Below are 11,873 nucleotides of genomic sequence, written 5' to 3' on the forward strand. Positions count from 1 at the left end.
TTTACTGACCTAAATACACTTTCATAATTTGTTCACCCCAAAGAAAAGCGATCCAACCGGCAATAGCAATATAAGGACCAAAAGCAAAAGGCTGATTTTCCTTGCGAACTTTTAGCAGAATGATGCCAATAATCGCACCTACCAGGGAAGACAGCAGCACAATTAAAGGCAGTAATAATGGACCCATCCAGGCACCCAAAGCCGCAAGCAATTTAAAATCGCCATAACCCATGCCTTCCTTGCCGGTGATGATTTTAAAGACATAATACACCACCCACAAACACAGAAAGCCAATGATATAGCCCCAGATGGCAGCGCTCGGTGAGGTATAGAGGGCATAACTATTGACGCCCAGACCCAGCGCGGCCAGGGGCAGGGTATAACGGTCCGGCAATAACTGGGTGTCAAAATCAATAAAAGTCAGTGCAATTAAGACATAAGTCAGAATCAGGCCAAATAACATCTGGACAGTCGGACCAAAAACAGCCACCACCATCAGCGCACAGGCCGCGGTCAGAAGCTCAATCAGTGGATAGCGGATACTGATGGGATTCTGGCAGTTGCCGCACTTGCCGCGCAAGACCAGCCAGCTGATAACTGGAATATTCTGGTACCAGCGGATTGGCTGATGACACTTGGGGCAAGCTGAAGCGGGTTTGCTTAAACTTAACTTAGTTTCATCAATCACCGGCTGTTCCGGATGCAGGAACATCTGGCAATCAGTACGCCATTCCTGTTCCATCATCTTGGGAGTGCGGTAAATCACGACATTCAGAAAGCTGCCGATACATAAACTAAAAAGCCCAACTGCGATATACAACGCCGTTGGGTTTTGAATAAAATATTGAATAAGATCTTGCATTAAACCACAGAACCCATTTGGAAAATTGGAAGGTACATGGCAATCACCAGACCACCGACAAGCACACCGAGAACAGCCATAATGAGCGGTTCCATCATCGAGGTTAAGCCGTCAACTGCATTGTCGACTTCATTTTCATAATGTGTGGCTACTTTGTCTAGCATGGCATCTAGTGCACCAGATTCTTCACCAATCGCGACCATTTGTACTGCCATGGATGGGAATTTGTTGGTCACGCGCATGGCAAACTGTAGTTGTTGACCTGTGGCGACATCTTCACGGATTTTCATCACGGCATCTTCATACACCACATTATTGGTGGCGCCGGCAGTAGATTCCAGTGCATCAATCAACGGTACACCGGCTGCGAAAGTCGTGGCCAAGGTGCGGCTATAACGTGCAATAATCGCTTTATATACCAAATCTCCAAAAATCGGTGCTTTAAGTGCCGCCTTATCCAGAAAATCGCGGAATTTTTTGCTACGTTTTTTGGCTTCAAGAAAAATGGTAATTACTATTCCAATGGCAATAATCAGTATAAACCAATATTTTTGCATCCATTCCGACATATTGACCACCATTTTGGTAAAAGCAGGCAGGTCAGCGCCAAATGAAGAGAAAACATCTTGGAAAACCGGGACTACTTTGACCATCAGGATAATGGTAACAATCAGGGCGACAACGATTACTGTAGCCGGATATTTCATGGCTTTTTTGATTTTTTGCTTGAGCAGTTCACTTTTTTCTTTATAAATTGCAACACGATCCAGCATTGTCTCTAAAGCACCAGACTGTTCACCTGATTCCACCAGCGAACAGAATAATTTATCGAAGTATTGTGGATATTTACGCAGTGCTCCAGCGAAAGTGTTACCACCCTCGACCTCGCCTTTAATACCCAGTACGACTTCACGCATGGCTGGATTTTCCAGACCCTCTGCGACAATTTCAAAGCCTTGTACCAGTGGTACCCCGGCTTTCATCATGGTCGCCAACTGTCGGGTAAAAATCGTAATATCCAGTGTCGAGACTTTTTTCTTCATCAAGCCTTCGAGAATATTTTTTTTCTTTTCCCGAATGGTCTTGATACTGATGCCTTGTTTTCGAAGAGTCACCTTGGCCAAAGCCATATTTTTCGCTGGCAATTCCCCCTTGATCTTTGCCCCTTTACGATCAATTCCTTCATAGCTGAAGATCGGCATCATCTGGCCTTTCTTTACTACTGCCATACCTTTATCCTTATTTTAGATCAGCGCCCGATCATTCGCTGGTGACACGATTGACTTCCTGTAAAGAAGTCACCCCCTGCATCACCTTGATTAAACCTGATCGGCGTAAATTGTTAAAACCTGCGCGTGCGGAAGCATCGGCAATTTCAAGTGCATTGCCGTCCTCCATAATAATTCTGGAAATTTCGGGTGTTACTTTCATAACTTCATAAATACCCACACGACCCTTATATCCTTCGCGACATTCATTGCAGCCCACCGGTTCATAAATTTGGAACTCAGGTTGCTGCAAGTCGGTTTCGGTAAAACCCATCTCCAGTAAGCTTTGTTTCGGAATATCGGCAGGTTTTTTACATTGTGAACACAAACGACGCGCCAACCGTTGTGCAATGACCAGGTTGACTGAAGTGGCAATATTGAAAGAAGGCACCCCCATATTGCGTAAACGGGTCAAAGTCTCAGGCGCACTATTGGTATGCAGCGTCGACATCACCATATGACCAGTCTGCGCCGCTTTAATCGCAATCTCGGCAGTTTCCAGATCCCGGATCTCACCGACCATTACGATATCCGGGTCTTGACGTAAGAAGGACTTTAGTGCCGCAGAGAAGGTCAGGCCAACTTTATTATTGACGTTGACCTGATTAATCCCTTGTAAGTTAATCTCGACTGGATCTTCCGCTGTCGAAATATTGGTATCTTCACGATTGAGAATATTCAGACCGGTATACAGTGAAACGGTTTTACCGGAACCTGTTGGACCAGTGATCAGGAGCATGCCTTGCGGTTTGTCCAGCGCTTGCATAAAAAGGTCTTTTTGTTCCGGTTCATAACCTAGTGCATCAATTCCCAACATCGCGCTGGAGGGATCCAGAATCCGCAGTACCAGCTTCTCACCAAACAGGGTAGGGAGAGAGTTGACACGGAAATCAATGGCTTTATTTTTAGAAAGTTTTAATTTAATACGACCATCTTGCGGTACCCGTTTTTCAGAAATGTCCATTTGCGACATGACTTTAAGACGCGAAGACAAGCGATTTGCCAGCTGTAGTGGTGGTGTTGCAATCTGGCGTAGCACTCCATCAACCCGGTACCGTACCCGATAGATTTTTTCATAAGGTTCAAAGTGTAGATCTGAAGCACCCATACGAATCGCATCGATGAGTAACTTATTGATATATTTGACAATTGGTGCTTCATCACCTTTATTGCTTTCATCATCTTCTTTATTCGGATCGGTGGATTCAACATCAACATCCAGATCAAAGTCTTCATCAAACTCAAACGTGCTTTCTTCAGTAAAATTCTGCTCGATCAGTTTTTCAAGTTTATTGTGTTCAACAATAATCGTTTCAATATTGAGTTTGGTGGAAAAACGGACTGCATCAATTGCTTCGATATTGGTGGGGTTACTGATCGCAACATATAAAATACTGGAATTTTTAAAAATCGGCAGGATGCGATGCTTGGTAATCAGCTTTTCATCAATCACATCCCGCAAAATTTGGGCAGGATCATAGGCACTGATATCAAACAGTGGTTCGCCAAATTCAATTGAAATCGTTTCAGCAATGACGGTCGGGGAAAGTTGCTGCTGGTTAATTAACTCAGCCACGATATCGATTTTTTCTTGCTTGGCATGCGCCAACGCACTGCGCATATCTTCAGCCGAGATGACGCCTTCCTCGACCAAACGACGAATAAATCCGGTAAATCTTGGCGACCCCTGTAATGCTGTCATGCTATAAATGCCTACTCATCAAATTCTTTTAATTGCTATATTAAAATTATACGTTTGTTACGTAAAAATACCATAGCCAAGAGTGCTGCTAGCTTCCTCATCTCCAGTAAAAGCATGAACTGGTTAGAAGAAGTCCTCATTTTTTTAAGTGATAACAAAAAATAACCATTTTGGATAGTCTAAACTGAGAATGAGTGATAAGAAAACTATTCTTTTAATTTTCCAATTCCGTGTAGAATGTGCCCAATTCAAAATATGTAAATGAAATAGGTTAATTATGTCGGTTTCGACGATTACCCCTTGGGTGATAGGTAACTGGAAAATGAATCCAGTGCAGGCAGAGGCATTGAGCTTGGTACGTGATATTAAGAATTTGCTGGAGACTGCACCAATTGCCGAAGATCAATGTCATTTAGGTGTGGCACCGATTGCGATTGCCTTAAGCCAGATTCAGGCAGAGCTATCATCTGCGGTTCGTCCAATTTATACCGTAGCACAAGATGTTTCACGTATTTCAGGAATGGGCGCTTACACCGGTGAAGTTAGTGCTGAATTGCTGGCCGACAGTCAAATCCAGTATGTACTGGTGGGTCATTCTGAACGCCGTGAAATATTTGTAGAAAATGCTGATATTTTAAATGCTAAAATCAAGAATGCTTTAAGTGCTGGTTTGACGGTAATTTATTGTGTCGGTGAAAGCCTGGAACAACGTGAAGCAGGGCAGGCAGAAGCTGTAGTATTGCAACAAATTTGTGATATCGCTGCTGTGGTTGAAGCCGAACAATGGAAAAATATCGTGATTGCCTATGAGCCGATCTGGGCGATTGGTACAGGTAAAACAGCTTCTCCTGAAGATGCGCAGGCCATGCATGCACAAATCCGTCAAGGTTTAAGCCAGATTACGGGCTATGGCGAGAGTATGGCGATTTTATATGGTGGTAGTGTCAAGCCGGAAAATGCAGTAGAGTTAGCAGCCTGCCCAGATATCAATGGGGCATTGGTCGGTGGTGCATCACTCAATGCTGAGTCGTTCCATAAAATTGCTCATGCATTTGCAAATACACAATAATTAGGAGTTCAGCATGCAAACTTTTGTGCTGGTAGTACATATTATCTTAGCTGTTTTGATGATTGTCTTGATTTTGGTTCAGCATGGTAAAGGTGCAGATGCTGGTGCCTCTTTCGGCGGCGGTGGTGCAGCGACAGTATTTGGAGCTTCAGGTTCGGGTAATTTCATGACCCGTTTAACTGCGATTTTTACTGCACTGTTCTTCGTGACCAGTCTGACTTTGGCGATTTTGGCCAAGCAACAAACCTCGAATGCCTATAGTTTGGGATCTGTTCAGTCTGCGCCGACCGTACCTGTGCAATCGAATGAAACTTCACCAACTGCACCAGAAACGACCGAATAGTTTTAATTAATCCTTTCTTTTTTTCAGTGATACGACTAGAATGCGTCACAGCTGCGGTGGTGGTGGAATTGGTAGACACGCTACCTTGAGGTGGTAGTGCTTTCGGGCGTGGGGGTTCAAGTCCCCCCTTCCGCACCAACTTATAATCCAGAAATTTAAGTTGGTGTATGCAGCTGAAAAACTTCTATTGATGCGGGATGGAGCAGTCTGGTAGCTCGTCGGGCTCATAACCCGAAGGTCGTTGGTTCAAATCCAGCTCCCGCTACCAATCAATCCTTTTTAAAGACGCAAACTTTCAAGAGGCAGCTTAAACCAGTATTAAGCTGAGAAATATAATTTGCATGTTGTTGCGGGATGGAGCAGTCTGGTAGCTCGTCGGGCTCATAACCCGAAGGTCGTTGGTTCAAATCCAGCTCCCGCTACCAATCTTTTAAAGATGCAAACTTTAAAAGCAGTTTAAGTTTTTTTAAACTGAATGTTATTTGTACGCTGATGCGGGATGGAGCAGTCTGGTAGCTCGTCGGGCTCATAACCCGAAGGTCGTTGGTTCAAATCCAGCTCCCGCTACCACTTTTTCAGCGACAGATGACAAATATGCAGAATGATGTGGTTTTGATTGAAAAGTTCTCATCTTTTGTATATAATTTTTGCACGTTGATGCGGGATGGAGCAGTCTGGTAGCTCGTCGGGCTCATAACCCGAAGGTCGTTGGTTCAAATCCAGCTCCCGCTACCAAGTTTCTAAAAAGAGGCTCACAACAAGGTGGGCCTTTTTGCACAGTGGGATTTGAAAAAATCTTAAATTGTGCATTAATTGGGGCGATTTACGCCCTTTTTTATTGGCTATCGTGTAGTGTCGACATTATTTGGTCAAATCTCCATGTTTCACTACTACTATAGTTTGTATTCGTTTGTAGTGGTCAAATAGATCATAAAATCGCACCAGATGACGAGAGTAAATGAAGCTATCAAATAAAACTCAAGCACTTCAGGACTTGATTGCACCAGCAGTTGAAGCCTGTAATGTAAACCTTTGGGGGATCGAATTCCTGCCACAGGGTAAATGTTCGTTATTACGTATCTACATCGACAAGCCAGTCGATGAGAGCGTTGCACCAGCAATCAATGAAGATGGTGAAGAAGAGCAGGGGCGTGGTATTGGCGTTCAGGATTGTGTGCGTGTAACGCAGCAAGTGGGCGCAATGCTGGATGTTCATGATCCGATCTCGGGTGAATATTCACTTGAAGTATCTTCGCCAGGCTGGGACCGTCCATTCTTCCAGCTCGAGCAGATGTCAGGCTATATCGGTCATACCGTAGCACTACGTTTGATCAGTGCGGTAGATAACCGTCGTAAATTCCAGGCCAAACTGGTTGCTGTCGATCTTGAAAATGAAATGATTCAGGTTGAAGTAGAAAAGCAACAGGTATTGGAGATCGACAGTCACAATATCGATAAAGCAAATTTGGTCTTCCAAGATTAATTGAATAAATAAAAATTTAACGAATAGGTGACGTATGGCACGTGAAATTCTGACCGTCGTTGAAACGGTTAGTAACGAAAAAGGTGTACCTCGTGAAGCGATCTTTGAAGCGCTTGAGCAAGCTTTAGTTGCTGCGACAAAGAAAAAATTTTACGAAGGAACACATTCGGAAGAAGCACGTTTACGTGTGGAAATTGATCGTAAAACAGGTGACTATCGTACTTTCCGTCAGTGGGAAGTGGTTGCAGACGAAGATCATGAAATGCCAGCTTGTCAGGATGCCATCTCTGATGTCGATCCGGCAAAATGGTCGATTGGCGACATTCGTGAGCTGGAAGTTGAGTCAATTGACTTCGGTCGTATTGCAGCGCAAATTGCCAAGCAAGTGATTGTACAGAAGATCCGTGAAGCAGAACGTGCACTTGTAGCCGATGCTTACGAATCTAAAGTCGGCGAGCTGATCTACGGTGAAGTGAAAAAACAAACCAAAGACGGCTTTATCATTGACCTAGGTGACAATGCTGAAGCGTATCTTGCTCGCGAAGAAATGATTCCGAAAGAAATCCTTCGTCCGAAGCAACGCGTGAATGCGATTCTATTCAATGTCAACCGTGAAGGTCGTGGTGCGCAGTTACAACTGTCACGTGCTAAACCGGATATGCTGATTGCATTGATGAAGAAAGAAATCCCTGAGATTTCTGAAGAAATTATTGAAATTAAAGCGGCGGCTCGCCAACCAGGCGTTCGTGCTAAAATTGCAGTGAAAACCAATGACCACCGTATTGACCCGGTGGGTGCTTGTATTGGTATGCGTGGTACCCGTATTCAAGCTGTACAGCAAGAGCTCAATGGCGAGCGTATTGATGTGGTAGTTTGGTCGGATGATCCTGCGCAATATATCGCAAGTGCATTGGAACCAGCAGATGTATCGAGTATTGTCATCGATGAAGATGCACGTACTGCAGATATCATTTTCGCAACCAGCGATCAGTTGGCACGTGCGATTGGTTCACAAGGTCAGAACGTTCGTCTGGCATCTGAATTGACTGGCTACAAGCTGGACATGATGCTGGAAGAGGAATACTACGCCCGTCAACAAAACGAAGCGCAACAATATTTAGACATGTTTGTTACCCGTCTGGATATCGCGGAAGATTTGGCGATGGCATTGGTAGAAATGGGCTTCACCTCGCTTGAAGAAATTGCTTATGTCCCTGCAGAAACGTTTGATGAAATCGAACTGGATGCGGAACTGGTTGAACTACTGCAAAGCCGTGCGAAAGAAATTGCACTTGCTGATGCATTACAACAGCAAGAGAACATACAAGCGCCAAGTGAAGAACTTGTTGCAATGGAAGGCATGACAGTAGAGATCGCGCAAGCGCTAGCAGCTCGTGGTGTGGTAACAGTGGATGATTTAGCAGATCAGGCGACTGACGATATCGAAGATATTGAAGGTTTGGGTGCTGAGAAAGCAGGTCAACTCATTATGAAAGCGCGCGAATCATGGTTTAACTAGGAGGTAGTATATGACGGACAAGTCGATTAAAGAGTTAGCCCTCAATGTGGGTCGTCCAGTTGAGAAGCTCCTAGAGCAGGTTCGTGAGGCAGGTTTACCACAGCGTAAAGCTGACGATATTATTACCACCGAACAACAAGACAGCTTGATGAGCCATGTGAAAAAGTCACAGGGTTCAGAAAGCCAAGCAGGGCAAATCACGTTGAAACGTAAAACGACTAGTACGGCTAAAGTAGCCAGTACTTCAGGTAAGGCGAAAACGATTAATGTAGAAGTTCGCAAGAAGCATACATTTGTTAAGCCGGATCCAGAACAGATCAAAGCAGAAGCATTGGCGAAAGCCAAGGCTGAGCAACAGGCCAAAGCTGCGCCTGAACAGAATACAGCGCAAGCTGCTTCTGCTGAAGCTCCAAAAACTGGCGTAAATAACGCGAATAAAGCTTTAGAGGCGATGCGTGCTGCTGCAAAGCAAACCAGCGACAAGCAAGAAGTTTCTAAAGCTGCAGTTGTGGTAAAACGCAAATCAACCAACAAGCCGATTGTGAAGCAAGTTGTTAAACCAACTGAAACCGCTGAACAGAAAAAGGCACGTGAAGCAGAAGCAGCAAAATTAAAAGCTGTTGAAGAAGCGGCACGTCGTAAAGCGGCTGAAGAAGCGCAGCAACGTACGCTTGAACAAATGCGTCAAATGGCGTCCAAGTACACCGCGGAAGATACCACTGCAACGATTCGTGTTGTTGATGATTCTCCTCTGGCTGCCGGCCTTGTTGGTCAGGCATATGAAGACTCTTTTGCCAAAGAAGACCGCGAAATCAAACGTGGTACGAATACGCCGAGCGCGCGTGCACCTAAAAAAGGTGGTCGTCGTGGTCAGGAAGAGCAAAGCTTCAGCAAACAGCCTAAGCGCGGTTTAAAAACTAGCCAGGGCAACAAGCACGGCTTCGAAAAACCTGTGAAAAAACAGGTTTACGATGTTGAAATCGGTGAAACGATTGTCGTTGCTGACTTGGCTGCGAAAATGGCAGTTAAGGTTCGTGAAGTGATTAAATCACTCATGAAAATGGGTGAATTGGTTACTCAGAACCAGGCGATTGATCAAGAAATTGCTGCACTTGTTGTTGAGGAAATGGGCCATAATCCGGTACTGGTTTCTGATACACAAGCTGAAGATAACTTGCTTGAAGCAGCTGAAGAAGCACGTGGTGCGCAATCTACGCGTGCGCCTGTTGTTACCATTATGGGTCACGTTGACCATGGTAAGACATCGCTGCTTGACCGTATTCGTCGTGCCAAAGTGGCTGCTGGGGAAGCGGGCGGTATCACACAGCATATCGGTGCTTACCATGTAACTACTGATAAAGGTATGATTACATTCCTTGATACTCCGGGACACGCAGCATTTACTGCAATGCGTTCACGTGGTGCGAAAGCAACAGATATCGTGGTTCTGGTTGTTGCAGCAGATGATGGTGTAATGCCACAAACTGCAGAAGCAATTGACCATGCACGTGCTGCAGGTACGCCAATCATTGTTGCGATCAACAAGATGGATAAAGAATCTGCTGATCCAGATCGCGTATTGAATGAATTGACTGTGAAAGAAATCGTGCCAGAACAATGGGGTGGTGACGTTCCAGTGGCAATGGTTTCTGCACATACTGGTCAAGGTATTGATGAACTTCTTGATATTATTTCGATTCAAGCTGAACTTCTAGAGCTTAAAGCATCGGAAGAAGGCGCTGCACAAGGTGTCGTAATTGAAGCACGTGTAGACAACAGCCGTGGTGCGGTAACGTCTATTCTGGTTCAAAACGGTACATTGAAAGTAGGTGATCTCGTTCTTGCCGGTTCATCTTATGGTCGCGTTCGTGCGATGACGGATGAAAATGGTCAGCGTATCAAATCTGCAGGTCCTTCGATTCCAGTGGAAATTCTGGGTCTTCCAGAAGCACCAATGGCGGGTGACGAAGTTCTTGTGGTGAGTGACGAGAAGAAAGCACGTGAAGTTGCCGATGCGCGTATGGATCGTGAACGTCAAAAACGTCTTGAGCGTCAATCTGCAATGCGTCTTGAAAACATCATGGCGTCTATGGGCAAGAAAGATGTGCCTATCGTAAATGTTGTGTTGAAAACTGACGTACGCGGTACCTTGGAAGCATTACACGTTGCACTTGCTGAGCTTGCGACTGATGAAGTTAAAGTACGTATCATCGGTTCTGGTGTAGGTGCGATCACTGAGTCTGACGTGACACTGGCTGAATCTTCAGAAGCAGTTCTACTCGGCTTTAACGTACGTGCGGACAACGCTGCGCGTCAAAAAGCAGATGCAGACAGTATCGACATTCGTTACTACTCAATCATCTATCAATTGATTGATGATGTGAAAGCAGCAATGAGCGGTAAGCTTGCACCAGAACATCGTGAAACGATTCTGGGTGTTGCACAAGTACGTGAAGTATTCCACTCAAGTAAGTTTGGTGCGGCTGCAGGCTGTATGGTGCTTGAAGGTGTATTACATCGTAACAAACCGATTCGCGTATTACGTGATGACGTGGTTGTGTTCCAGGGTGAGCTTGAATCTCTTCGTCGCTACAAAGAAGTGGTTGAAGAAGTTCGTGCCGGTATGGAATGTGGTCTTGCGGTGAAAGGCTATAAAGACATCAAACCTCTCGACAAGATCGAAGTGTACGATGTTCAACTGATTAAACGGAGTCTTTAATGGCGGGTAGTCAACGTCTGAAGCGTATGGCGGATACAGTACAACGCGAGTTGTCAGAACTGATCCGTCAGGAGCTGAAAGATCCACGCTTAGGTGGTCTGGTGACCATCTCTGCGGTGAAGGTGAGCCCAGACCTGGGATATGCGGAAGTTTATGTCACTGTAATGGGACGTGAACTTGGCGACGAACAAAGCGAAGCGGCAAATAAAGAAACTCTGGATGTATTAAACAAAGCATCCGGTTTCCTGCGCCATGAGCTGAGTCGTCGTATTAAAACCCGTATTACGCCTCGTCTACGTTTCCATTATGATAAGACCAATGCATATGGTAACTATATGTTTGGTTTGATCGCTGAAGCTGTGAAGGACTTACCTGAAGCAGAAGCAAAAAAAGACAATGAATAAGTCTTAACACAATAAAAAAGCCACCTTTGGGTGGCTTTTTTATTGTCTGGTTGTATCAAAAATTAAGCTACTGATAGACCAATCTAAAAATAGTCTGGATTAAGTGAGATCATCATCTTTATGGTTCATTTTTTTCTCATAAAAAGCACGGCGACGTGAGCGCTGCCAAGGCAGAGGGCGTTCCAGCGTTTCCGGAACCTCGCCACTCAAAGAGCGTAAACGCAAATGTAATGCAGCCTGTGCCATCAGATTGGCAGATACCGGTGCGGTAATGAAGGCGAACAGGGTGATGAGCACTTCAGCAAAACCGAAACGGCCATATATGGCCGAGAACAGAATTGAGGCCATCAAAAAGCTGCCCAGGCCCAAAGTACTGGATTTGGTCGGGGCGTGCAGACGCATAAACAGATCGGGCAGACGGACCATACCGATCCCGCCGACCAACATAAAGAAAGCACCAATCAATAAAAAAATCGACACCAGTATTTCTAAAATTAAGGACAT

Annotated in this window: 10 protein-coding genes and 5 tRNA genes; 11 read left to right on the forward strand and 4 right to left on the reverse strand. The window is 45.0% G+C overall.

The features are described from left to right. Position 1 precedes the first annotated feature (1 nt). From NI469_RS15825 to pilB, 3 genes are read right to left on the reverse strand one after another with little or no spacing between them, the layout of a single operon-like run. Complete coding sequence (locus NI469_RS15825) at positions 2-862, reverse strand: prepilin peptidase (RefSeq protein WP_276534052.1); 861 nt, start codon at positions 860-862, stop codon at positions 2-4. Further along, on the reverse strand, positions 862-2,091 hold the full coding sequence (locus NI469_RS03155) for a type II secretion system F family protein (RefSeq protein WP_253174412.1): 1,230 nt from the start codon (positions 2,089-2,091) through the stop codon (positions 862-864). The genes NI469_RS15825 and NI469_RS03155 overlap by 1 nt, the downstream gene beginning before the upstream one ends. 31 nt (positions 2,092-2,122) lie before the next feature. Beyond that, positions 2,123-3,832 (reverse strand): type IV-A pilus assembly ATPase PilB, encoded by a 1,710-nt coding sequence (gene pilB, locus NI469_RS03160; RefSeq protein WP_253146323.1) that lies wholly within the window; start codon positions 3,830-3,832, stop codon positions 2,123-2,125. 277 nt (positions 3,833-4,109) lie between these two features. Here pilB and tpiA point away from each other — a divergent pair, with 277 nt between their 5' ends. The 11 genes from tpiA to NI469_RS03215 all read left to right on the forward strand — a co-directional run bounded on the left by tpiA (position 4,110) and on the right by NI469_RS03215 (position 11,369). Next, positions 4,110-4,901, forward strand: a complete 792-nt coding sequence (gene tpiA / locus NI469_RS03165) for a triose-phosphate isomerase (protein WP_253174413.1) — start codon at positions 4,110-4,112, stop codon at positions 4,899-4,901. Positions 4,902-4,914: 13 nt separating this feature from the next. Beyond that, a complete protein-coding gene (secG, locus tag NI469_RS03170) occupies positions 4,915-5,244 on the forward strand; it encodes a preprotein translocase subunit SecG (RefSeq protein WP_005248398.1) in 330 nt (109 codons plus the stop codon). Positions 5,245-5,297: 53 nt separating this feature from the next. Next, a tRNA-Leu gene (locus NI469_RS03175) sits at positions 5,298-5,382 on the forward strand. A gap of 53 nt (positions 5,383-5,435) precedes the next feature. After that, positions 5,436-5,512 (forward strand) — tRNA-Met (locus NI469_RS03180). A gap of 80 nt (positions 5,513-5,592) precedes the next feature. Further along, positions 5,593-5,669, forward strand: a tRNA-Met gene (locus NI469_RS03185). 68 nt (positions 5,670-5,737) lie between these two features. Next, a tRNA-Met gene (locus NI469_RS03190) sits at positions 5,738-5,814 on the forward strand. Positions 5,815-5,902: 88 nt separating this feature from the next. Then, positions 5,903-5,979 (forward strand) — tRNA-Met (locus tag NI469_RS03195). Between the two features lie 223 nt (positions 5,980-6,202). Next, positions 6,203-6,727, forward strand: a complete 525-nt coding sequence (gene rimP, locus NI469_RS03200; protein ID WP_004281103.1) for a ribosome maturation factor RimP — start codon at positions 6,203-6,205, stop codon at positions 6,725-6,727. Positions 6,728-6,761: 34 nt separating this feature from the next. Next, entirely contained in the window at positions 6,762-8,246 is a 1,485-nt protein-coding gene (gene nusA, locus NI469_RS03205; RefSeq protein WP_004281105.1) for a transcription termination factor NusA, read from the forward strand. 10 nt (positions 8,247-8,256) lie between these two features. After that, positions 8,257-10,965 carry a translation initiation factor IF-2 gene (infB, locus tag NI469_RS03210; protein WP_086044369.1) on the forward strand — a complete coding sequence of 903 codons (2,709 nt, stop codon included), beginning with the start codon at positions 8,257-8,259 and terminating at the stop codon, positions 10,963-10,965. Beyond that, positions 10,965-11,369 (forward strand): ribosome-binding factor A, encoded by a 405-nt coding sequence (locus NI469_RS03215; protein WP_064094626.1) that lies wholly within the window; start codon positions 10,965-10,967, stop codon positions 11,367-11,369. Before infB ends, NI469_RS03215 begins: the two co-directional genes overlap by 1 nt. Before the next feature lie 99 nt (positions 11,370-11,468). On the opposite strand, the gene NI469_RS03220 is transcribed toward NI469_RS03215, so the two are convergent. Next, complete coding sequence (locus NI469_RS03220; protein ID WP_064094625.1) at positions 11,469-11,873, reverse strand: Na+/H+ antiporter subunit G; 405 nt, start codon at positions 11,871-11,873, stop codon at positions 11,469-11,471.

This window comes from Acinetobacter lwoffii (assembly GCF_024129735.1).
Taxonomy (GTDB): Bacteria; Pseudomonadota; Gammaproteobacteria; order Pseudomonadales; family Moraxellaceae; genus Acinetobacter; species Acinetobacter lwoffii_H.

Bases quoted from the DNA above. Each gene is read 5' to 3' on its own strand.
- pilB (WP_253146323.1), bottom strand. From the start codon at position 3,832: ATGACAGCATTACAGGGGTCGCCAAGATTTACCGGATTTATTCGTCGT.
- tpiA (WP_253174413.1), top strand. From the start codon at position 4,110: ATGTCGGTTTCGACGATTACCCCTTGGGTGATAGGTAACTGGAAAATG.
- rimP (WP_004281103.1), top strand. From the start codon at position 6,203: ATGAAGCTATCAAATAAAACTCAAGCACTTCAGGACTTGATTGCACCA.
- nusA (WP_004281105.1), top strand. From the start codon at position 6,762: ATGGCACGTGAAATTCTGACCGTCGTTGAAACGGTTAGTAACGAAAAA.
- NI469_RS15825 (WP_276534052.1), bottom strand. From the start codon at position 862: ATGCAAGATCTTATTCAATATTTTATTCAAAACCCAACGGCGTTGTAT.
- secG (WP_005248398.1), top strand. From the start codon at position 4,915: ATGCAAACTTTTGTGCTGGTAGTACATATTATCTTAGCTGTTTTGATG.
- NI469_RS03215 (WP_064094626.1), top strand. From the start codon at position 10,965: ATGGCGGGTAGTCAACGTCTGAAGCGTATGGCGGATACAGTACAACGC.
- NI469_RS03155 (WP_253174412.1), bottom strand. From the start codon at position 2,091: ATGGCAGTAGTAAAGAAAGGCCAGATGATGCCGATCTTCAGCTATGAA.
- NI469_RS03220 (WP_064094625.1), bottom strand. From the start codon at position 11,873: ATGTCCTTAATTTTAGAAATACTGGTGTCGATTTTTTTATTGATTGGT.
- infB (WP_086044369.1), top strand. From the start codon at position 8,257: ATGACGGACAAGTCGATTAAAGAGTTAGCCCTCAATGTGGGTCGTCCA.